This is a genomic window from Streptomyces sp. NPDC031340 (genome assembly GCF_055569945.1).
Genome location: NZ_JBVIIE010000098.1, coordinates 1 through 18764, shown reverse-complemented (window position 1 = coordinate 18764; position 18764 = coordinate 1). Strand labels below are relative to the sequence as shown.

The window sequence follows — 18764 nt, the reverse complement described above, 5'->3', positions numbered from 1 at the left end:
GCGATCGTCACCTGGATCGAACGGACCTACCACCGGCGCCGACGGCAACGACGCCTGGGCCGATTGACCCCCGTCGAGTACGAGACCATCATGACTCCACCCGCAGCTCTGGCTGCATAAAACCCGCTGTCACCCGATCATGCAGCAGGCCCTGGGCAGGGGGCCGCCGGTAGCGAGGGTCGGGGGAGGGCCCGGAGAAGTCTCTGTCCCGTGGCGTTATATAGCTTCGTCGGGCCTGGTCCGAGCTGTACGGCCCCGTCCCCCGTAGGCTGACTACTTGTTCGAGCCTGGGGCAGTCTCGGGCGTCAGATGAGCGCAGCAGGCGGGGGAGTACGCGATGCACGGCACCGAGGGCACCGGGGCGGCGGACGTTCAGATCGGGCTCGACTCGGCAACTGGCCTCGACGATCAGTTGGCGCTGATCGGGTGGCTCCGCGGTGAGCGCCGCCTCCAGGGACGTGTGCATGTGGTGCCCGCCCCACCGGCGGAGAATGAGCTCGGGGCTGGTCTCGAACTGCTGACGGTGTCCCTCGGTTCCAGCGGTATCGCCACCGTCCTGGCCGGTTCCCTCGCCACCTGGCTGCAGAACCGCCGTACCCCGACCAAGATCCGCATCTCCATCGCCCGGGCTGACCGCACCCTGGAACTCGAGACCAGTGACGCCGCTTGTGCCTGGCTTGCAGTAACGCTGCGATAGCCGGGGTCGTCATGCACGGCGTCCATGCCAGGGTGCGTCGGCTCCGGGCTGCATGACATGCCCCCTGGCCCGGGCGTCATCAAACGGGGGTTCGATTCAGGGGGTTCGGAAAGATATCAGAAGCGGCCGCATACCCGTGTACGCCTCCCGCTACTGCGGTTGAGGCGGCATCGTTAGGCAGCGCACCGTGACGTGCGGTAGGTGTCGAGGCGGCTCGGGCATGAGGGTGGAGGGGGACTGGTGAGTGACCGTAGTTCTATCGAGTGGACCGAGGCGACCTGGAATCCGACGACGGGCTGCGATCGGGTGTCGGCCGGGTGCGACAACTGCTACGCGCTCACGCTCGCCAAGCGGTTGAAGGCGATGGGGTCGGCGAAGTATCAGAACGACGGGGATCCTCGTACCTCCGGTCCGGGTTTCGGGCTGACTGTGCATCCGCAGGCGCTGCAGGTGCCGCTGGGCTGGCGCACCCCGCGCACGGTGTTCGTGAACTCCATGAGCGATCTCTTCCACGCCCGGGTCCCGCTGGATTACGTACAGCGCGTGTTCGATGTGATGGCGTCGACGCCGCAGCACACCTATCAGGTTCTGACCAAGCGGGCGCGGCGGCTACGGCAGGTTGCGGAACGCCTGCAGTGGCCGGGGAATCTGTGGATGGGCGTGTCGGTGGAGAGCGCGAAGGAACTGCCGCGTGTGGACGATCTACGGCTGGTGCCGGCGGCGGTGCGGTTCCTGTCGTGTGAGCCGTTGCTCGGCCCGCTCACGGGTTTGGAGCTGGACGGCATCGACTGGGTGATCGTCGGCGGGGAGTCCGGTCCGGGAGCCCGGCCGATGGACCTGTTCTGGGCGGGCGCCATCGTCGAGCAGTGCAGGCAGTCCGGGACGGCGCCGTTCGTCAAGCAGCTCGGCTCGTGCTGGAACAAGACCCATCACAAGGACATCGCACACTTCCCCGCCGGCCTACGGGTGCGGGAGTATCCGCAAGCCCGGGACCGCGCCCCGGCCTGAACAGCGTGACGTCAGGCAGCAGCAGGCAGGCTCACCTGACTCTTGCTGGTGAGCTTGCCCGACGACAGGATCACCACGGAGCCGTCCTGACGCATCTGCCGCACCGCCTTCAAAGCGTGCGTCGGCATCCAGCGGGAGGTCTCAGTCAGCAGCCACTGCCCGACCGCCTCCACCGTGGCGGGACCGGACGCCAGCCGTTGCGCCACCAGCTCCAGCAGTTCCGGGTCGCACGTCTCGAACGCCTGGAAGAGATCGAGCTGCCCGACAGGTTGGGCGCCGCGGGTGCGGGGGTCCTGGAAGCTTTCGCCGTCGCGGTCGTCGACCTTCCACATCGCTTCCTTCATCGCCTTCAGGCCCGTGTCGCTGCCGGTGCCGAACACCAGATACAGGGGCTGCCCGGTGCGCGGCACCAGCCGGAACTGCAACTGGTAGTCGAAGCCTGCTCGCCGCAACGCGCTGCGGTAGGTGCCCAGCCACGCCCGCCATCGTTCATCGGGCCGGGCCTCGTCCGCGGCCGGCGCCCAGTGCTGACGGCCGCCGAACACCGTATCGAGGACATCGGCGTTCAGCTCTTCCCGGCGGCTGAACCAGTTGGGCCCGAAGGTGGTGATCACTTCGCTGGAACGGTTGCGGGCGATCCTGCGCGTCACCTCCAGTGGCACGTTCACGCTGCCCCAGCTGTCGAAGATCCCGAGAATGGGATGGCCCCACGCATGCAACTCGGTCAGCACCGCGATGCTGTCCCGTCCCGCCTCCCCACGACGGACCTCTACTCGCACCGGAAGCTGTGACAGGTTGCCGAACCGGCCGGTCAGTTCGGCAACGAGGTGTTCGTGGCGGGCCCGGTCCTTCTCGATGAAGACCAGGTGGACCCGCTGGGGAGTGAGGTTCATCCGGTCAACGGCGGTGTGGTTCAGCAGTCGGTCCAGGATGAACACCGCGGAACCGGGCTCTCCGCCCTCGTACCGGCCCGGTCCGGCGAAGGCGTCCAGCAGTGTCACCCGGGGCCGGCTGTATCCGGTGCGCTGCGACGTCTGCAGCAGGATCGGCCACCACGCATCGAGATATCGCTGGTAAAGGCGATGCTTGGCTGCCGTAGCAGGCTCCAGCGGCCACAGAACACCCATGCCGGCCCCCTCGGTCAACAGAATGTGCACCGATTGTCCGCTGAGCACCCGTCAGGCACCAGAGTGCCTTTCCGCCCGCGCCGAGACCCATCACGGCAACGAGCGAGGACGCCCACGCTTCCAAGTGCTCCGAGGCGTACGCCGCCCTGACCTCGGCTCGGCGACCTGTCGCCTCGGCCACCAATCAGCGCTGAGCTGAGCCGCTCCATGCACGGTGTGGAGGGTGCCCGCGGTGGATCGGCCAGAGAAGCCCAGTTGAAGGCGGTGCGCTGGGCGCTCACCAGGGCGTCGTCGTCGATGGGGGAGCAGACCGGGCCCCTGCCCGTCGTCGGCGACGGGGCGGGCCGACGGCGGCCGTGGGTTGGCCAATGGGGGAGATAGCACCGCAGGCTGGCGTCATGGGGAGGCGGGGCGGGTGCGCTGAAGGAAGTGACACCACGGGCAACGGACGGAGTAGGCATCAGCCTCAGAGCGGCGGCGATGTGCACAGACGCCCGCCGAAGGTGCAAAAGTGCCGGGTGAACTCCTACGGCAGGGTGTACATGAACTCCTTGCCGCCCCGCTCCGGGCCGGGTGCGCGGTTGCGGCTCAAGGCTCCCGCTTGGACAAGGCGTTTAAGCCGGTTGTTGGCGTTGGTGACGGAAATGCCGAGTGCTTCGGCCAGTTCCTGGGCACGGAAGGTGCCGAGGCGGCGGGCCTGGGCGTAGGTGTCCGGCATGACAGTGGTGTCGCCCAGCAATGTGTGGTCCTCGCCCTGCACGGCGAACTGCTTGCGACGCTCGAGGCAGACGGCGACGGACTCACGGGTCTCCTCGTTCAGCCCGATCAGCCGGACGGCGGCAGCCTGCACGTCGCCAGCCGCCAGTGACACGTAGAGCTTGCCGAGGAACTCGTCCACGAAACTGTGGGTCATGGCTTCGGTGCCGGTGAAGTCGATTTCCAGCACGGGGGCCGGACCGGCCGAATTGAGCGCGGTCTCCAGCTCACTACGCTTGTGAGCCCCCGTGCCGCGGGTGGACAGGAACGTACCCGGTTTACTGACGGGGAAGGTGAGCATTTGCTTTTTCGCCTTCATTGAACGCATTGAAGCACAGTGCGGTTAACCGGGGAACGAGACTCTCAGCCAGGCCCAGGTGCCCGCCACTTGGGTTCTCCGGACAAGGACTCCGCCGGCGGACCGTCACACGAGACCGGGCTGGAGACCCTTCAGCGCTCTGCGGCTTGGACTTCCCGCGGCCTGACAGCGGCCTGCTGGGGTTCCTGCGGCCTGTCGGCGAGCTTGAGCCAGACCACTCCGACGATGATCACCCCGAGCCACAGGGTCTGGACGGGGGTGAGGGTCTCGTCGAAGAAGGCCGGGCCGAGCAGTGCCGCGCCGGCTGCTCCGATTCCCGCCCAGACTGCGTAGCCGATACCGACGTCGATGGTGCGCAGTGCGACGCTCAGGGCCCAGAGGGTCAGGAGGAAGAAGACGACGGCGACCAGTGACCACGACAGGCGGGTGAAGCCGTGGCTGCCGCCGACGGAGAGCGCGTAGCCGACTTCGAATCCTCCGGCGAGGAGGAGCATGAGCCAGGAGTTGGCGGAGGAGCGCTCGGTGCGGGACATGTACCGGGGTCCTTTCGGGGGATGCGGATCAGGTGTGGGCGGGATCTCTAGGCGGCACCGCTGAGCTGGAGACCGACGACTCCCGCGATGATGACGGCGACGCCGAGGGCCTTGCGCCAGTTCAGGCGCTGGCCGAAGAGCAGCACTCCGAGAACGGTGATGCCGACGCCGGCGATGGACGTCCAGATGGCGTAGCCGACGCCGACGTCGAAGGTCAGCAGTGCCCTGCTGAGGAAGTAGGTCCCGAGCGCACCGCTGATCAGGGTGACGGCTGTCCACCGGCGGTTCTTGAAGCCTTCGGCCTTGCCGGCCGCGATGGCGACGACGATCTCGAAGATGTCCGCGATGGCGAGGTAGAGCCACTGCATGGCGGTCCTTTCGTCCGGTGGGGGGCCGGCCTGGTCAGGGGCCGGGCCGCCGTGGGGCGGCGGTGGCCCGTGGCGGCGGCAGGAACAGCGGCCAGGCCGCACTTCCCCCCACAGAATTTGCTTGTACGTGCATGCTAATCACGCCAATAAGGCTGCGTCGCGAGCCTTCGCGAAGGCAGATAAAGCTTGCATGAACATGTATCTTGCTGTCAATCTCGCTGGGGAGAGCGCCGGGAGTGACCGGCGCGGGCTGGGGGACACGCCCTGCGCGCCAGCCGGCACGGCCGGGTCGGGTCGCGGGTCCGTGCTGTCCGGGGTGGCGGCAGGGGGTGTCTGCCGCTGGTTGTCCGGGTGCGTGTGAGGGGGATGCCGTCGTCGTGGTGCCGCTGCCGCTGCCGCTGCCGCTGCCGCTGCCGTTGCCGTTGGTGTCGGCGGGCCCGTGCGGGTGGTGCCGGACGGGCCCGAGTGGCTTCAGCCGGCTGTGCCGGCGTAGCGCGGTTGCGGTTGCTCCGGTGTGAAGGAGGGGATGGTCTTGCTGCTGTGCGCGTAGCGGCGGAAGCCGGATACGAGTTCGGCCTGACGCAGCGCGCCGCGGTGCAGGACCAGGCCGTGGACGGTGGTGCCGCCGTCGCGCCAGCAGACCAGGGGCAGGCTGTAGGAGTCTCCCTCGGGGGTGCCGAACAGGGCGATGTGGCCGTCGGCCGCCAGCAGGCTCATGACGCGCCGCTGCCGGGTGCCGTGTCGAACAGCCGCCCGTAGCCGGTGATCCGGGTTGCGGTCTCGCTCGCGCCGGCCAGGTGCAGGGCGTGCCAGAACAGCACCTGGTTGGCGGTCAGGACGGCGAAGCCCAGCTCCTTTTCGAGGGCGTTGATGACGCCGACCGCGCGGATGCCGTTGCCGGCGACCAGGACGGCGTCGGGCCGGTGGCCGGCGACGGTGGTGCGGATCCAGTCGGACAGGGCCTCGGGCGTGATCAGCTTCTGGTTGCTGGGCAGGCCGCACGGGCCGTGGTGGACGACGGTGAAGCCCTGCTCGGTGAAGTAGCCGGCGCCGAGCCGGGAGAGCCGGTCGTCGAACCACGGCGGGTTGACGATCGCCACCTTGCGGGCGCCGAGCGCGGTGAGGCCGGTGACGGCGGCCGCGGTGGTGCCGGTGAGCGGGATGCCCCGGGTACGGGTGGCCAGCCGGCCGAACAGTTCCTTCTCGCCGCTCGCGCCGAGTACGTAGGCGGAGCTGGTGAAGCCGAGCGCGATCACGTCGAGGGGGGAGGCGGCGAGCAGTTCCACCGCGTCGTCGATGTGCGGCGGTTCCACGAAGGCGCGCACGGGGTCGTGCGGGATCTTCGGGTCCATCTCGCCGCCGGGCCGCATGGCCGCGAAGTGCACGCGTGAGCCGTGGACGAAGACGTCGTCGGGGGCGATCGCCTGGAACTCCGACTCCGGGCCGACGTCCGCGTGCGGTACAACCACGCCGATCCGTGCCCGGGCTTCCCAGCCGTCCTTCTCGGCCTGGATGTTGCTCATGATGGTCGGCTCCTCTCGGGGTCAGGCCGTCGCCTCGGCGGCCAGCGAGCCGCCGCGGACCGTGCCGCTGCCGTCCAGGAAGCGGGGGTGCTTGCGGCGCATCTGGGACATGACGAACTCGTAGGGCACGTCGTCGAAGCCGCCGTGGTCGGCGACGAACTCCATGTTCTTCTTGCCCTGGTCGTCGAAGGGGTGGTGCACGCTGTCGGCGGTGCCGTCGAACTCCAGCGGTGTCATCCCGTACAGGCGGCACAGGATCTTGTTGAAGACCGGGGTGGCCTTCACCCATCTTCCGTTCAGATAGACGGAGTTGAGGCCGTGGAAGAAGACGTCTCCGCCGATGTGGGCGCGCAGCCGGTCGGAGGCGAGGTGGTTGCGCACGTCGCCGTAGTGCAGACGGGCAGGGATGCCCACGGCCCGGCAGGCCGCCGCGTAAAGTACGGACTTGTGCAGGCAGAAGCCCTTCCTGGTGGTCGCGTTGTGGCTGGCCCGCAGTCCCCGGGGGGACAGATCGGCCCCGTACACCTCGTAGAAGACGTCGTCGCGGACCGCGTAGTACAGCTCGACGGCGAGGCGGCGTTTGTCGGCGGCCCGGTCGGCGACCGCGTGGTCGACGAAGGCCTGGACGGCGTCGGTGTCGTGGTCCAGGAATTCGGAGGGCGCGGTGAGCCGGACGTGCTCGGCGCTCGTGATGGCGTTCATGGTCACCCTTTCGTCGGCGCCGTCCGCTCACAGGCCCAGCAGGGCGGCGATGCGGTTGCGCTGGATCTCGCTGGTGCCGGAGTAGATGGTTCCGCCGACGGCGTCGCGCTCGATGCCGGTGCCGGTCAGATTGCCCTGGCCGCCGAAGATCTGCACCGCGTCCAGAGCGGTGGTCTTGTTGGCCTCGCTGACCACCGTCTTGGTCGCGGCGATGTCGATCGCCGCGTCCTGGCCGGCCTCGACCTTGGCGCCGGTGTCGGTGAGCCACTTGCGCGAGGTCTCCACCGCGATCTTCATGTCCGCGATCCGGTGCGAGACGCCCTGGAACCGGCCGATCGGCCGGCCGAACTGGCGGCGCGTCCTGGCGTGGCGGATCACCCGCTCCAGGCGGTGGCTCATCTCGCCGAGCGTGAGGGAGAAGGAGAACAGGATCTCCCGCTTCATCACGTGGTCGAGAATCAGGAAGCCGGCGCCCTCCTGGCCGATGCGGCGGGCGGCGGGCACCCGCAGACCCTCGAACGTCACCTCGCTCAGCGGGGAGGTGCGCAGTCCCATCTTGGCCAGCGGTTCACCGATCCGCAGGCCGGGGGTGCCGCGTTCGACGAGTAAGACGCTCAGGCCGAAGGGGCCGGGGTCGCCGGTGCGCACGTACAGGAGGAACAGGTCGGCGATCGGCGCGTTGGTGATGAACGTCTTGCCGCCGTCGATGACGTAGTCGTCGCCGTCCCGCCGCGCGGTGGTGGTGATGTTCATGGCGTCCGAGCCGTTTTCCGGCTCGGTGATGGCATGCGCGGTGATCAGCTCGCCGGAGATGATCCGCGGCAGGAAGCGGGACTTGAGCTCCTCGCCGCCGAACGCCTGGAGCGGCACGCCGACGCTGACGATCTGGGTGGAGGCGCTGAAGCCGAGGCCTGCGTCCCGGCAGGTGTGGCCGAGTCCCTCCAGGGCGCGCATCGTCTCGGTCAGGGTGCCGCCGCGGCCACCGTAACGTGTCTCGAAGGGGACCGCCAGGATTCCCGAGCGCCGGATCGTCTTCCACTTGTCCCAGGGGAATTCGGCGCGGGCGTCGAACTCTTCGACGTCACGGTTGAGTTCCTCGGCCCGGGGGGGGGCGGCGAGTTCATACGGGTCGGGGCCGGGGTCGGGGGTCTGCGGAGCGGACTGCGCGAATGCGGATGTCATGACTGTGTCGGCCTTCCGGTACGTGGTGAGTGAGGGGCCGGGGCCTGTAGGCGGGCCCCGGAACACGGGACTCAGTACTGGGAAAAGCCGTCGGGGGACAGGGTGTGCTTCTCGTCGCCGCGCAGGGCGGGGCTGAAGACGGATATCAGTCTCAGGTCCTCGTAGTCGGACGCCACGAGGTGGTGCGCGTCATTCTTGTCGAGGGCGTAGATGGTGCCTTCCGTTATCTTGAAGCGCGTCCCGTCCGTGGTGACGACCTCGCCGGAACCGCTGATGCAGTAGCAGGCCTCCGACCTCCTGGACGTTGGTGCGCACACCGCGGACCTTGACCTGGAAGTCGGTCCGCCCGTCGAGCCAGTGCAGGCCCTCGGCGTCCCGGGAGACGACGTCGCCGGTGCGGTAGAACACCTCGGGTCCGCCGTCGGGCGCGGGGACGAACACCCCTTCGTTGCGCTCCCGTTGCAGGTAACCCGCGGTCTGGAACGGGGTCGACACGAAGAGTTCACCCGTGCCGGGCCCGTCGAGGACCTTCCCCTCGCCGTCGAGGAGCAGGGCCCGTACGCCGGGCAGCGGCCGGCCGATCGCGGTCTTGTCCGCCGCTGCGGCGGGGTCGACCTCGTGCAGGAAGCTGTCGTTGGTCTCGGTGCAGCCGAAGACGTTGTGGAAGCGGGCGCCGGGGAAGGCCGCGCCGAGCCGGGCCAGCAGCGGACGGGGCATCGCGTCCCCGGTGAAGATCACCGTGCGGACGTGCGGGTGCCGGGCGTTGTCCTGGGTGAGCAGCCGGTACAGCATGGGGACGCCCTGCACGAAGGTGACCTTGTGCTGCGCGAGCAGGTCTTTCAGGTGGCGGGCGTCGGTGCTGGAGTCCTGCTCGACGAGCACGACCGTGGCGCCGAGCAGGAGCCCCGTCCAGACGTCGAGCAGCGAGAGGTCGAAGTTGAGCGGGGCGTGACTGAGCAGTGTGTCCCGCTCGGTGAGCCGGAAGCGTTCGGCGGCCCATGCGGCGAACCGGTCGAAGGCGCCGGCCGCGATGGGCACGGTCTTGGGCGTTCCGGTGGATCCGGAGGTGGTGAGCAGCAGGCGGGCGGCGGCGGGGTCCACGGCGTCGAATCCGCGGGCGGCCGCCTCGTCCTGCGGGACGTCGTCGTGGTGCAGCCCGCCTTGGTCGTCGACGGTGAGGACCACGGAGCACCGGGCCTGCGCGGTGAGCGTTTCCAGCACCGCGGCGCCCAGCCCGGGCGAAGGGGCGAGGACGGCGTACCCCGCCCGGAAGGCCCCGATGAGCAGGGCGATCGTCTCCGGCGTCTTGTGTGCCGGTACGCACAGCGGGCGGCTGCGGTCGAGGTCCAGGCGGTCCAGCGCGGCGGCCAGTTCCCCGGCGAGGCCGGCGAGCCGGCGATACGTGGTGCGCCGCCCGCCCCACACCAGGGCCACACCCTCGGGCCGGTGCCGGGCGTGCGCGGCCAGCGCGTCACACAGACGTGAGGATGGCATGGGTCCCCCCTTGTTCATCCCGGATACGACGGGAACAGCGATCTGCGGCCCCAAGGGGGGTGACGGCACATGAGGTGCGTCGGAAAGCCGTGTCCGGAGCCCGGGGCACACCGGATCGAGCCGGCTCCGTTTACGCCCCCCGTAGTCGTTCGGTCATTCACCGTAGTGGGAATGTATGCAGAGTCAAGCATGTACCGTCTGTGACGGGTGTGAGAGAGAGTTCACTTCCCCCCGGTGTGACGGAATTGCTTCATCGGCTGTTCACTCGAAGGCGTGAGGGACGTACGGCCGAGGCATCGCAGGCGCACGGGGCGCTTCGCCTAAGGAGCCGGGCGTCTGCCGCCGTCCGCCGCGCCGGAGCCGGGAAACGCCGAGAGCCGCCCGGGGAACCGGGCGGCTCTCGTTCGGCCCCTTGTCGGGGCCGGGCTCGCGGATGTTGAAGAAAGCGCAGGTCAGACGCCGCTGCGCAGCGCCTGGACGGTACGGGCGAGCTCGGGGACGGCTCCCGCGGTGTTCAGTGCCGCGCTCAGCACCTCGCCGTAGGTGCCGCGGGCGACGGCGTAGCGCTGCCGGCCCTCGTCGGTGATCACTGCGTACACGCCGCGTTTGTCGTCGGGGCACAGGTCCCGGAAGGCGAATCCGGCCGTGTCCAGGCGGCCGACCAGGCGTGTCACCGAACTCTGGCCGAGACCCACCTTGTCCGCAAGGTCCTGCATGCGCAACTCGCCCTCGGCGGCCTGGACCAGGCATTCCAGGGCGCGAAATTCGGACAGGCCGATGCCGTGCTTGCGCTGCAGCACCTGGGTGAGCTGGCGTTCCACATGTGCATGCAAGGTGAGCACCTTGTTCCACATGGCTTGATCGGAGGACGCGGCGGGCGCCTGAGGGATGACTGTCATCTGGGGTACTGGCTCCTCCCGGGCGGCGTTGACAACAAGATACATGTTCATGCAATCTTCTGCTCCGGTCCCTCGATCTCGCAAGGAGGTGTCCGCAGGGCAATCATTTGTAAGTACAAGCAAGCGGAGAAGGGGTGTCTCCGCGCCGGAGGACGCGGCGCGCATCCCTCAGGCGGTCCCCTCCGCCGGGGCAGCGCCCGCCGGCCCGGCCGCCCCCGCCCTCCGGGACCAGGCACGCGCCGGGCACCCGCACCGCCGAGGCCCGCACCGGAAGACCGCCTCGGCCGGCCGCCCCGCTCCGACCCGATCCCAGGCGGCGCCCTTCCGCTCCGCCCGACCACCCTCTGACAGGAGCGCAGCCATGACACCCGCCGAGAGCCGGCTGGCCGAACACGTCCAAGAGGCGGTGCGGATCAGCACAGAGCACGTCGCCGCAGGCGGCATCCCCTTCTCCGGGATCGTCGTCAACCACGGGCAGATCCTGGCCACCGGATTCAACCGGGTGCGCGAGGACGACGACCCCACCGCCCACGCCGAGGTCGTCGCGCTGCGCAACGCCACAGCCGAATAAGGGGTGTGGGCGACCGCCGGAGCCACACTGATCGCCTCCGGCGAGCCGTGCGCCCTGTGCTACATGGCGTCGCTGTACTTCAACGTCAGCCACATCGTCTACGCCGTCGACCGCAAGACGGCGGCACAGTACGGCTTCGACTACTCGGGCTCGTACTCGATCTTCGCGAAGGACCCGGCCGACTGGCCGGTGAAGGTGACGCACCTGCAGGTGCCGGACGCGACCAAGCCGTTCGAGGAGTACCTCATGAGCAAGGGGAAGCTGCGATGAACGACGCGACCGACGACCGGGTGAGCATCAAGGTCTGGTCGGACTACGTCTGCCCGTACTGCATGCTCGCCGAGGGACCCCTGCACGAGGCCACGCACGACCTCGACGTCGACATCGAGTGGATGCCGTTCGAACTGCGGCCCTACCCGAAGCCGACACTGCGCCCCGAGGACGACTACCTGCCCTCGGTGTGGGCGAGCTCGGTCTACCCCATGGCCCGCCGGATGGGGGTGGACATCACCCTGCCCACCGTCTCGCCGCAGCCGTACACCCGGCTGGCGTTCGAGGGCTACCAGTACGCCGCCGAGCACGGCAAGGCGGCCGAGTACACCCCGCGCATGCTGCGGGCGTTCTTCCAGGACAACCAGGACATCGGCCGGCCGGAGGTGCTCACCGCCATCGCCTCCGAACTCGGCCTCGACGCCGACGACTACGCACGCGCACTGAAGGACGGCACCTACCGGGAGACCCACCAGGAGGCCCTGCGCACCGCACAGGCGTACCGCATCTCCGCCGTTCCCACGATCATCGTCAACGACCGGCACCGCATCGAGGGCGTGCCGAACGCGGCCCAGCTGCGCAAGGCGGTCCTCGACGAGCAGGCCTTCCTGGCCGTCAGCCAGGGCAACGCCTGCGGGATCGACGGCTGCTGAACCACGGCGACCGCCACGAAGACCGCCGCCGCCCCGAGCCACCGCCCACCGCGCCGGAGGCCGGTACGCGGTACCCGCTTCCCGGAACACCCCGGGAAGCGGCGACGGACGGCCCGGATTCCCCCGAGGGGCCGTCCGTCCCGTCCGTCCCGGCCTGCCCGGCCGGTTCGGCGATCCGTCGCCACTGGTAGCCGTCGCCACTGGTAGCCGTCGCGGGGGTGGCCGTCGCGGAGCCGGTGTGGTTCGCCGGGCGGCCGGTGAGCCGTCGCGGCTGTGCCGGCCTGCCCACCGCCTGCGGGGAACCGGGCTGTGCCGTGGTCGTCCTGCTCACCGCAGCGGATGCTCGACTCGTTCTCCCCGCACCGCTTCCTGGAACCGGAATGATCGTGCCGACGGGTGTGAGCGGGTGGGTGTGAGCGGGTGGGTGTGAGCGGGTGGTGGGGTGGCAGTGGGCGGGGGGTCGGGGGTCGCCGTGATCACCTGTCTCCACGGACCCGGCGCATCCTGCACACCGACCCGGAGATGCCGAAGCGGTACCAGGGCGACACGGATGACGCCCCCACCACGACGCTCGCGGACGTCGTCCGTCGCGGCCGGCCTGCGCGAGCGGTTCGGCCGCGGCCTGGCCCTGGTCGGCCAGGACACCCTCCGCACGCTCACCTTGATCTTGTGGATCGGGCGGGGGTCCGGGGTGCGGGTCAGCCGCCCTGGCCGGCGCTGCCGATCGGGCCGACCTTCACCGGGGTGCCGGTGCCGTCCGTGACGGGCAGGGAGGCGCCGCCCGGCCAGTCGAGGGAGACCGACTTCATCTCGTCCGGCGGGGTCACCACCAGTCCGGTGATGCGGACGCCGGAGCCACCGGAGTCGTTGACCGGGTAGGTGATGGCGAAGGACACCGACTGGCCGTCCTTGAGGACGACCGAGGTGGCTTGCTTTCCGGTGCGCTTGGCGGACAGCGAGCCCGCGTTGGTCTTCAGGTCGACACCGGCGTAACCCGAGATCGTGCAGTCCCGGCCGCCGCCGTTGGTGAACTCCACCGCGACGGTGCCGTCCGTGTCGCCGCCGATGGTGGCGTCCTTCGCCGTGACCTCCAGCTCGTCGGTGCGGCACTTGCCGACCGTACCGCCCTTGTTGGAGCCGGTCCCGGCGACGGTGCCCTGGTCCTCGTTCGAGTCCTTCGTGGTGTCCTGCGCCGAGTCGCCGGAGCTCGAGGCACCGTTCGCAGAGGACGGGGCGGACGAGGTGCCCGAGTCGTTCCGGTCCGTGGCGATGTCGTCGTTCTGGCAGGCGGTGAGCGAGAGACCCGCGACGACGGCCAGGGCAGCGATGGTCATCCTGCTGACGCGCATGATGTCTTCCTTGATGTCGGTCGGTGTGACGGTCCGTGAGTTCGAGTCGTTCTGCACATCAAGAGCCGTCCGGTCCGTGGTGCGTTTCGCCCAACCGCCTGCTCGGACAGGCCTGTTACAGACGAAGTCGGCCACCGGGCCACAGGCCCGACGAGACGGCGTTTTCGCACCGCTCCGTCCCGCGCGCGGCCACGGCCCGCCGGGACGGACCTGTGACATGGCGGTCCTTGTCCCCGGTCGGTGCCCCAGCCTTCGTCGGTTGCTGGCGCGCGTGCACGCAGCGGCCCCACGCGGGTTCCTCACCGGGCGAGCAGGGCCCGGCAGCGTGCTCAGCGGCAAGGGCGAGGCCGCACAACGACGGCCCGAGCCCGAGAAACCCAGCCCCGGAGCACCACGTATGCAGCTTCCGCGCCGTGCCCGCTCAGCGCGGTGGCCGCACCGGCCGATGCTCGGCGTACACCGCCTCGCAGTCCTTCACCGCCGACGTGGCCGACGGCACGTCGAGCGGCACTCCCACCACGATCACCGTCCCGGCCGGCGCCCTCACCGCCTCCACGGTCGCCGCCGACGGCACCACCGCCGCGGCCCCCTCCAGCACCCTGAAGGTCGGCAGCGACGGCACACCGCACGGCGCGGCCATCTCCAGCCCGACCTGTCGGCGATTCCCGACGGTGCCCGGCTGAACAGCGTGATCCTGCGCCTGACCCGCTCCGGCTGCCTGACCACCTGCGGCAGTTCGCAGATCGAGGTGTCCTCGCTCAGCGGCGACTGGTCCACCACCGGCACCGGCGCGGAGCCGGCCTCGCTCACCACCACCGCCGACACCGCCACCGGCGGCTCCGCCAACAGCCCCGTCAGCCTGGACATCACCGGTCCGGCGGACACCTGGCGCACCGGCTGGCGCGCAGCCGGTCGTGGAACTCCCTGACCAGCACGTGGTCACGCCAGCGGCGGAAAAACGCGTAGACCCGGTCCCACGGCGGGAAGTCCACCGGCATCGCCCGCCACTTGATGCCATTGTCGACGAGATAGCGGATCGCATCGAGTATCGCGCGGTGGCAGTACGCCTCCGGCTGCCCGCCCCGGCCGCGCATCCAGCCCGGCACCGGCAGCAGCGGCCGCACCACCGCCCACTCCGCGTCCGTCATGTCCGAGGGATACCGCCGAACACGTTCCGGATGATCGGCCGCATTCCCGAATCGGTGAGCAACACAATCACACGACGGTGCAGCCGAGTTGAACTCCGCCGGCGCAAGCACGTACAACTGCGGCAACAGGGTCTCCTGGATCTCGGTTGGCTTCGCAACCCCGAGCTACCGAGAGGCCCTGCCTTCATGCCGGTGACCAGCCGCAGTCACCCGATCGAGACTCCCGTTCGACGCACACCCCTCAAGATCGGAACGACAACAGCCACTCACCTGTACCCGCCTCAGCTACACCAGCCCCGCTCACCTGTGGCTGGGTAGCACCGCCGAAAACCGCGCGCAATGGGCCAGTCGGCACTGCACCACCACAGGCCCGCTCGCAGAACTCCGCGGGGCTGCTGGACGCACCCGCCTTATCGCCGCCGCCCGGGCTTGCTGCCGGAGAGGACCCAGCACGATCGGAGACCGGAATCACGCAGCAGAAGCCGCAGGACTCCCCTCTCACCTTGCGGGGGGCGCCGCGGTTTTCGTGGCTGGCCGCGGTTGGGGCGGAGCCCCCTCGTCTCCTGGAACGGCCTGCCGCGCGCCAGGTTGTTCCGCTCGGTGATCGCGGTCCCTGCGTGCGGTGCTCACGCTACCCCGTCGTCGGTGTCCCGGTCGCTGTGGGCGAGGCGCTCGCTCTGGTGGCCTGGCGCGTCGGCGTTGCAGGGTCGGAAGCGGGCGAGGTATGCCGGGTTTGGGCCGCGGCGCTCTGTCAGGTGGAGGCCGGCGGCGTCGGCGAGCCGGTGCAGACGGCCGAAGGGGATCCAGTGCCGGTCGAAGAACTCGCCGATCACCAGTCGCCCGCCTGGTGCCAGCACCCGCACCGCCTCGCGCAGTACCCGATCCGGCTCGGGGATCTCGCCGAGCGCGGTCACGGCGTATATGGCGTCGAATGTCCGATCGGCGTAGGGCAGTTCACGTGCGTCCGAGCGGGTGGGCGTGATCGTCGCCAGGCCGTCGCGCTCGGCGCGGCACATCGTGGTCGAGCATCTCCTGCTGGATGTCGAGCACATCGAGCCGTCCCTCCGGCCCGAGCTGCGGGGCGTCGTGCAGCGACTGCAGTCCGGTCCCCGGGCCGATCTCCAGGATCCGCTCCCCCGGCCGCGGCCGCAGTACGGCGTCTATCCGGTCGGCGGTCAGGAACGGCAACGGCACGTCGAGGAGGCCGCGTTGGGCGTACGGATAGGGCGCCGTGTCGCCCAACCACCAGGCGGCGGCCAACGCGGCGCCCGCGCCGGCGGCGACCGCCCAGCGGGTCCGGGCCGGGATCGGGGCGACGGGGGCGGTGGTGATGCGGTGCATGGTGTTCTCCGGTGGATCGATTCGGTCCGTGGCATGTGGCTGGGTGGTCGGCGTCACGCGGGCCGGCTCAGCGCCCGCAGCGCCAGTCGGCCGCACAGCGCGGCGAGCGGCAGCTCGGCGCCGAGCGCCATGGCGACCGCGGTGGCGAAGTCGCCGCCCGGGGCCGCGGTCGTGGTGTCGAACCAGGCGTCCACCGCAAGCAGCGTCGCGGTCGCGGCGGCTGCCAGGGCGTGCCGCCGGTCACCGCGGGCGGCGAGGAGGCCGGTGGCGATCAGGCCGAGCGCCTCCAGCGCGTCGAGCCCGACCCAGGCGACCGGCCAGTGCGCCGCGGTCGCGGTGGCTGGCAGGCCGGTGGCCAGCACGTACAGCCACGGCAGCAGGGCGAGCCCGCAGGCGACCAGCAGCCACCCGGCCCGCCGCATGCCCCGCGCCGGGCGCGGCTCCTCCGCCTCTTCGTGGAGCGGGATGACCTTGGCGCGGTCGAAGCCCTCGGCACCGGCCAATTCGTCATTACGCAACACCAGTTGACGCATCGTCTTCCCCCGCTCCCCGCCGGCTCTCCCCTTCACGTGCTCCACCCTCCGCCGCACACCAGGGCGCCGTCAGTCACGCAGGGTTCCGACCCGGGGTGCAGAAAAGTGCACCCTCGAACCGGGCGGGAGCGTCATGGCACGGGGATGGCCTGCGGCTTTACCGTTTGACGCATGCAACTCACAACGTGGCTGCAGCTGGTAGTGGGCCGGCCGTTCCGCAGGGCGGGACACCGGACCGCGCTCGTCGCCGCCGGCCTGCCGCTCCACCTCGCCGTGGTGCCAGTGTGGCTCTGGCTGCTCGGCACCTTGGCGGCGTTGGTGCCGTACGTCACTCCGCTGCCCGTGCTGCTCACGCTCGTGGTGACACCCCTGCTGACCGCCGGGCAGCGGCGGCGCTACCGGGCGCTCGTCGGCAAGGACCTTCCGCGCCCCGCCGTACCCGGGCCGGGACGCAACTGGAAGTCGGCGGTACGTCGTCTGACCACGCGGGCCTTGTGGCGGCAGGTCTGCTACCACGCCGTGGCGGGTCCGCTGCTCGCCGTCCTGGACCTCGCCGTCCTCGCCGTCTGGGCCGCCGCTCTCGTGGCCGCCTCCATCTACGTGTGGATCTGGGCGCTGCCCCCGCAGTGGCGGGTCACCGACCTCGGATACACCACGCAGGCCGCGTACATCACCGCCGGCGGCCTCGCCCTGCTGTTCCTCGGGCCCCGGCTGACCGGCGCTCTGGTGCGGCTGGACACCCGGGCGGCCGAGGTCCTGCTCGGCCCCAGCCGCACGGAGAAGCTGGCCCGCCGGGTAGCCGACCTCGCCGAGAGCCGGGCCGGTGTGCTCGACGCCGCCGACGCCGAGCGGCGGCGGATCGAGCGCGACCTGCACGACGGCGCACAGCAGCGCCTCGTCTCACTCGCCGTCAACCTGGGCCTGGCCAGGTCCACCCTCGGCGACCTGCCGGAGGACGCCCGCAAGGTGATCGACGAGGCGCACCGCGAGGCGAAGGAGGCGATCGCCGAGCTGAACGACCTGGTGCGCGGCCTGCATCCGGCCGTCCTTGAGGACCGCGGCCTCGACGCCGCGCTGTCCGGGGTCGCCGCCCGCCTCCCGATCCCGGTGCGTGTGGCGGTGGACCTGCCGCAGCGCCCCTCACCCACGGTCGAGGCCGTCGCGTACTTCGTGGTCTCCGAAGCCCTGACGAACGTGGTCAAACACGCCCATGCGACCGGGGCGGACGTGACCGTGGAGCGGATCGGGGAGACACTGCTGGTGGTCGTCGCTGACGACGGCGCGGGCGGCGCGGATCTCGCGGCGGCCGGCGGTGGCACCGGGCTCGCCGGGCTCGCCAAGCGCGTCGCGTCCGTCGACGGCACGTTCTCCTGCCGCAGCCCCGCCGGGGGCCCGACCGTCATCACCGTGGAGCTGCCGTGCGCGCCGTGATCGCCGAGGATTCCCTCTTGCTGCGCATCGGCGTGGTCAAGGTGCTGGAGGCGGCCGGCTTCGAGGTGTGCGCGCAAGTCGCCGACGCAGAAGGGCTGCTGGCAGCCGTCGAGGAGCACCGGCCCGACATCGCCGTGGTCGACGTGCGCATGCCGCCCGGCTTCACCGACGAGGGAGTGCGCGCCGCGCTGGTGATCCGCCGCCAGTACCCGCGTACCGCCGTGCTCCTGCTGTCGCAGTACGTGGAGGAGCGGTACGCCGCCGATCTGCTCGCCGCCAACACCTCGGGCGTCGGCTATCTGCTCAAGCAACGGGTCGCCGACGTCGAGGAGTTCGCCGAGGCGGTACGCCGGGTGGCGGCCGGCGGCACCGCGCTCGACCCGCAGGTCGTCGCGCAGCTGCTGGTGCGCCGGCACAGCGATCCGCTCGACCGGCTGACACCGCGCGAGCGGGAGGTGCTGGAGCTGATGGCGGGCGGCCGGTCCAACTCCGGCATCGCCGCCGAGCTGGTCGTGAGCGAGAGCGCGGTCGCCAAGCACATCAACAGCATCTTCACCAAGCTCGACCTGCCCAAGGCCGACGCCGACCACCGCCGCGTCCTGGCGGTGCTGCGCTTTCTGGGCGTTGCGACCGCATAGTGCGCGATCACGCCCGCATGCCCAGTCGACTACGGTGCTGAGCAGCACTTACGAGTTGGTGCGTGATAGCGGGTGAGGCGTCGTGCCAGGCAGGTGGCATGATCCGGGCGTGGCGATCATGGTTAATCGGGAGGAATAGTCAATACCTGTGGATCTGGGGGCGGCGGTAAACATCAAAGTCTGCCGAGGTCCGGGGGCTCGTCTGCGAAGCTGCGGTCCAAA

At 70.2% G+C, this 18764-nt stretch carries 24 protein-coding genes and 2 pseudogenes; 10 read left to right on the top strand and 16 right to left on the bottom strand.

The window, feature by feature from the left end; all coding sequences use genetic code 11:
• The 3 genes and pseudogenes from ACZ5GT_RS39830 to ACZ5GT_RS39820 form a co-directional block, all read left to right on the top strand.
• A pseudogene (locus tag ACZ5GT_RS39830) lies at positions 1–120 on the top strand (IS3-like element ISAar45 family transposase); the annotation flags it as partial.
• Positions 121–337: 217 nt separating this feature from the next.
• Entirely contained in the window at positions 338–697 is a 360-nt protein-coding gene (locus ACZ5GT_RS39825; protein ID WP_469036575.1) for an effector-associated constant component EACC1, read from the top strand.
• Positions 698–937: 240 nt separating this feature from the next.
• Positions 938–1705, top strand: a complete 768-nt coding sequence (locus ACZ5GT_RS39820; protein WP_469036573.1) for a DUF5131 family protein — start codon at positions 938–940, stop codon at positions 1703–1705.
• 11 nt (positions 1706–1716) lie between these two features.
• Here ACZ5GT_RS39820 and ACZ5GT_RS39815 read toward each other — a convergent pair whose 3' ends face one another.
• From ACZ5GT_RS39815 to ACZ5GT_RS39765, 11 genes and pseudogenes are all read right to left on the bottom strand, one after another.
• Positions 1717–2862, bottom strand: coding sequence for a three-Cys-motif partner protein TcmP (locus ACZ5GT_RS39815; protein ID WP_469036572.1), 1146 nt, complete (start codon positions 2860–2862; stop codon positions 1717–1719).
• 496 nt (positions 2863–3358) lie between these two features.
• Entirely contained in the window at positions 3359–3907 is a 549-nt protein-coding gene (locus ACZ5GT_RS39810) for a winged helix-turn-helix transcriptional regulator (protein ID WP_469036570.1), read from the bottom strand.
• Positions 3908–4038: 131 nt separating this feature from the next.
• Entirely contained in the window at positions 4039–4440 is a 402-nt protein-coding gene (locus tag ACZ5GT_RS39805) for a DMT family transporter (RefSeq protein ID WP_469036566.1), read from the bottom strand.
• A gap of 47 nt (positions 4441–4487) precedes the next feature.
• Complete coding sequence (locus ACZ5GT_RS39800; RefSeq protein ID WP_469036562.1) at positions 4488–4808, bottom strand: DMT family transporter; 321 nt, start codon at positions 4806–4808, stop codon at positions 4488–4490.
• Between the two features lie 471 nt (positions 4809–5279).
• Positions 5280–5525, bottom strand: a complete 246-nt coding sequence (locus ACZ5GT_RS39795; RefSeq protein ID WP_469036559.1) for a DUF6253 family protein — start codon at positions 5523–5525, stop codon at positions 5280–5282.
• Positions 5522–6331, bottom strand: coding sequence for a maleate cis-trans isomerase family protein (locus ACZ5GT_RS39790; protein ID WP_469036555.1), 810 nt, complete (start codon positions 6329–6331; stop codon positions 5522–5524). The genes ACZ5GT_RS39795 and ACZ5GT_RS39790 overlap by 4 nt, the downstream gene beginning before the upstream one ends.
• Positions 6332–6352: 21 nt before the next feature.
• Positions 6353–7033 (bottom strand): transglutaminase-like domain-containing protein, encoded by a 681-nt coding sequence (locus ACZ5GT_RS39785; RefSeq protein WP_469036552.1) that lies wholly within the window; start codon positions 7031–7033, stop codon positions 6353–6355.
• Between the two features lie 27 nt (positions 7034–7060).
• On the bottom strand, positions 7061–8215 hold the full coding sequence (locus tag ACZ5GT_RS39780) for an acyl-CoA dehydrogenase family protein (protein ID WP_469036549.1): 1155 nt from the start codon (positions 8213–8215) through the stop codon (positions 7061–7063).
• Between the two features lie 71 nt (positions 8216–8286).
• Positions 8287–8505, bottom strand: a pseudogene (locus tag ACZ5GT_RS39775) (ectoine synthase); the annotation flags it as partial.
• The gene (locus ACZ5GT_RS39770; protein ID WP_469036547.1) at positions 8405–9709 is read right to left on the bottom strand and encodes an AMP-binding protein; all 1305 of its coding nucleotides are present in this window, start codon (positions 9707–9709) and stop codon (positions 8405–8407) included. The pseudogene ACZ5GT_RS39775 and the gene ACZ5GT_RS39770, both read right to left, overlap by 101 nt.
• A gap of 452 nt (positions 9710–10161) precedes the next feature.
• Positions 10162–10608: a MarR family winged helix-turn-helix transcriptional regulator gene (locus ACZ5GT_RS39765; RefSeq protein WP_469036544.1), complete on the bottom strand. Its 447-nt coding sequence runs from the start codon at positions 10606–10608 to the stop codon at positions 10162–10164.
• A 361-nt stretch (positions 10609–10969) separates the two neighbouring features.
• On the opposite strand from ACZ5GT_RS39765, the gene ACZ5GT_RS39760 reads away from it, so the two are divergent.
• The 3 genes from ACZ5GT_RS39760 to ACZ5GT_RS39750 are packed head-to-tail and all read left to right on the top strand — an operon-like array spanning position 10970 to position 12102.
• Positions 10970–11179 carry a tRNA-specific adenosine deaminase gene (locus ACZ5GT_RS39760; protein WP_469036541.1) on the top strand — a complete coding sequence of 70 codons (210 nt, stop codon included), beginning with the start codon at positions 10970–10972 and terminating at the stop codon, positions 11177–11179.
• 3 nt (positions 11180–11182) lie between these two features.
• The gene (locus tag ACZ5GT_RS39755) at positions 11183–11449 is read left to right on the top strand and encodes a tRNA-specific adenosine deaminase (protein WP_469036538.1); all 267 of its coding nucleotides are present in this window, start codon (positions 11183–11185) and stop codon (positions 11447–11449) included.
• Positions 11446–12102: a DsbA family oxidoreductase gene (locus tag ACZ5GT_RS39750; RefSeq protein ID WP_469036534.1), complete on the top strand. Its 657-nt coding sequence runs from the start codon at positions 11446–11448 to the stop codon at positions 12100–12102. Before ACZ5GT_RS39755 ends, ACZ5GT_RS39750 begins: the two co-directional genes overlap by 4 nt.
• A 698-nt stretch (positions 12103–12800) precedes the next feature.
• On the opposite strand, the gene ACZ5GT_RS39745 is transcribed toward ACZ5GT_RS39750, so the two are convergent.
• Positions 12801–13451 carry a DUF4232 domain-containing protein gene (locus tag ACZ5GT_RS39745; RefSeq protein ID WP_469036531.1) on the bottom strand — a complete coding sequence of 217 codons (651 nt, stop codon included), beginning with the start codon at positions 13449–13451 and terminating at the stop codon, positions 12801–12803.
• Between the two features lie 413 nt (positions 13452–13864).
• Here ACZ5GT_RS39745 and ACZ5GT_RS39740 point away from each other — a divergent pair, with 413 nt between their 5' ends.
• Both ACZ5GT_RS39740 and ACZ5GT_RS39735 read left to right on the top strand, forming a co-directional pair.
• Entirely contained in the window at positions 13865–14134 is a 270-nt protein-coding gene (locus ACZ5GT_RS39740; protein WP_469036583.1) for a hypothetical protein, read from the top strand.
• A complete protein-coding gene (locus tag ACZ5GT_RS39735; RefSeq protein WP_469036580.1) occupies positions 14104–14379 on the top strand; it encodes a hypothetical protein in 276 nt (91 codons plus the stop codon). The genes ACZ5GT_RS39740 and ACZ5GT_RS39735 overlap by 31 nt, the downstream gene beginning before the upstream one ends.
• On the opposite strand, the gene ACZ5GT_RS39730 is transcribed toward ACZ5GT_RS39735, so the two are convergent.
• The 4 genes from ACZ5GT_RS39730 to ACZ5GT_RS39715 all read right to left on the bottom strand — a co-directional run bounded on the left by ACZ5GT_RS39730 (position 14318) and on the right by ACZ5GT_RS39715 (position 16509).
• The gene (locus ACZ5GT_RS39730) at positions 14318–14599 is read right to left on the bottom strand and encodes a transposase (RefSeq protein WP_469036528.1); all 282 of its coding nucleotides are present in this window, start codon (positions 14597–14599) and stop codon (positions 14318–14320) included. The two genes, ACZ5GT_RS39735 and ACZ5GT_RS39730, sit on opposite strands and share 62 nt — an antisense overlap.
• 626 nt (positions 14600–15225) lie before the next feature.
• Positions 15226–15615 (bottom strand): class I SAM-dependent methyltransferase, encoded by a 390-nt coding sequence (locus ACZ5GT_RS39725; protein WP_469036525.1) that lies wholly within the window; start codon positions 15613–15615, stop codon positions 15226–15228.
• Positions 15554–15940: a hypothetical protein gene (locus tag ACZ5GT_RS39720; protein WP_469036522.1), complete on the bottom strand. Its 387-nt coding sequence runs from the start codon at positions 15938–15940 to the stop codon at positions 15554–15556. The genes ACZ5GT_RS39725 and ACZ5GT_RS39720 overlap by 62 nt, the downstream gene beginning before the upstream one ends.
• Before the next feature lie 53 nt (positions 15941–15993).
• A complete protein-coding gene (locus ACZ5GT_RS39715) occupies positions 15994–16509 on the bottom strand; it encodes a hypothetical protein (RefSeq protein ID WP_469036577.1) in 516 nt (171 codons plus the stop codon).
• A 135-nt stretch (positions 16510–16644) separates the two neighbouring features.
• Here ACZ5GT_RS39715 and ACZ5GT_RS39710 point away from each other — a divergent pair, with 135 nt between their 5' ends.
• Positions 16645–17904: a sensor histidine kinase gene (locus ACZ5GT_RS39710; protein WP_469036520.1), complete on the top strand. Its 1260-nt coding sequence runs from the start codon at positions 16645–16647 to the stop codon at positions 17902–17904.
• On the top strand, positions 17892–18542 hold the full coding sequence (locus tag ACZ5GT_RS39705) for a response regulator transcription factor (RefSeq protein ID WP_469036517.1): 651 nt from the start codon (positions 17892–17894) through the stop codon (positions 18540–18542). The genes ACZ5GT_RS39710 and ACZ5GT_RS39705 overlap by 13 nt, the downstream gene beginning before the upstream one ends.
• Positions 18543–18764 lie beyond the last annotated feature (222 nt).

Excerpts from the sequence above, each read along its gene's own strand:
- ACZ5GT_RS39825 (WP_469036575.1), top strand. The coding sequence starts at position 338 with ATGCACGGCACCGAGGGCACCGGGGCGGCGGACGTTCAGATCGGGCTC.
- ACZ5GT_RS39810 (WP_469036570.1), bottom strand. The coding sequence starts at position 3,907 with ATGAAGGCGAAAAAGCAAATGCTCACCTTCCCCGTCAGTAAACCGGGT.
- ACZ5GT_RS39805 (WP_469036566.1), bottom strand. The coding sequence starts at position 4,440 with ATGTCCCGCACCGAGCGCTCCTCCGCCAACTCCTGGCTCATGCTCCTC.
- ACZ5GT_RS39800 (WP_469036562.1), bottom strand. The coding sequence starts at position 4,808 with ATGCAGTGGCTCTACCTCGCCATCGCGGACATCTTCGAGATCGTCGTC.
- ACZ5GT_RS39795 (WP_469036559.1), bottom strand. The coding sequence starts at position 5,525 with ATGAGCCTGCTGGCGGCCGACGGCCACATCGCCCTGTTCGGCACCCCC.
- ACZ5GT_RS39790 (WP_469036555.1), bottom strand. The coding sequence starts at position 6,331 with ATGAGCAACATCCAGGCCGAGAAGGACGGCTGGGAAGCCCGGGCACGG.
- ACZ5GT_RS39785 (WP_469036552.1), bottom strand. The coding sequence starts at position 7,033 with ATGAACGCCATCACGAGCGCCGAGCACGTCCGGCTCACCGCGCCCTCC.
- ACZ5GT_RS39780 (WP_469036549.1), bottom strand. The coding sequence starts at position 8,215 with ATGACATCCGCATTCGCGCAGTCCGCTCCGCAGACCCCCGACCCCGGC.
- ACZ5GT_RS39770 (WP_469036547.1), bottom strand. The coding sequence starts at position 9,709 with ATGCCATCCTCACGTCTGTGTGACGCGCTGGCCGCGCACGCCCGGCAC.
- ACZ5GT_RS39765 (WP_469036544.1), bottom strand. The coding sequence starts at position 10,608 with ATGACAGTCATCCCTCAGGCGCCCGCCGCGTCCTCCGATCAAGCCATG.
- ACZ5GT_RS39760 (WP_469036541.1), top strand. The coding sequence starts at position 10,970 with ATGACACCCGCCGAGAGCCGGCTGGCCGAACACGTCCAAGAGGCGGTG.
- ACZ5GT_RS39750 (WP_469036534.1), top strand. The coding sequence starts at position 11,446 with ATGAACGACGCGACCGACGACCGGGTGAGCATCAAGGTCTGGTCGGAC.
- ACZ5GT_RS39745 (WP_469036531.1), bottom strand. The coding sequence starts at position 13,451 with ATGCGCGTCAGCAGGATGACCATCGCTGCCCTGGCCGTCGTCGCGGGT.
- ACZ5GT_RS39730 (WP_469036528.1), bottom strand. The coding sequence starts at position 14,599 with ATGACGGACGCGGAGTGGGCGGTGGTGCGGCCGCTGCTGCCGGTGCCG.
- ACZ5GT_RS39725 (WP_469036525.1), bottom strand. The coding sequence starts at position 15,615 with ATGTGCCGCGCCGAGCGCGACGGCCTGGCGACGATCACGCCCACCCGC.
- ACZ5GT_RS39720 (WP_469036522.1), bottom strand. The coding sequence starts at position 15,940 with ATGCACCGCATCACCACCGCCCCCGTCGCCCCGATCCCGGCCCGGACC.
- ACZ5GT_RS39710 (WP_469036520.1), top strand. The coding sequence starts at position 16,645 with ATGCAACTCACAACGTGGCTGCAGCTGGTAGTGGGCCGGCCGTTCCGC.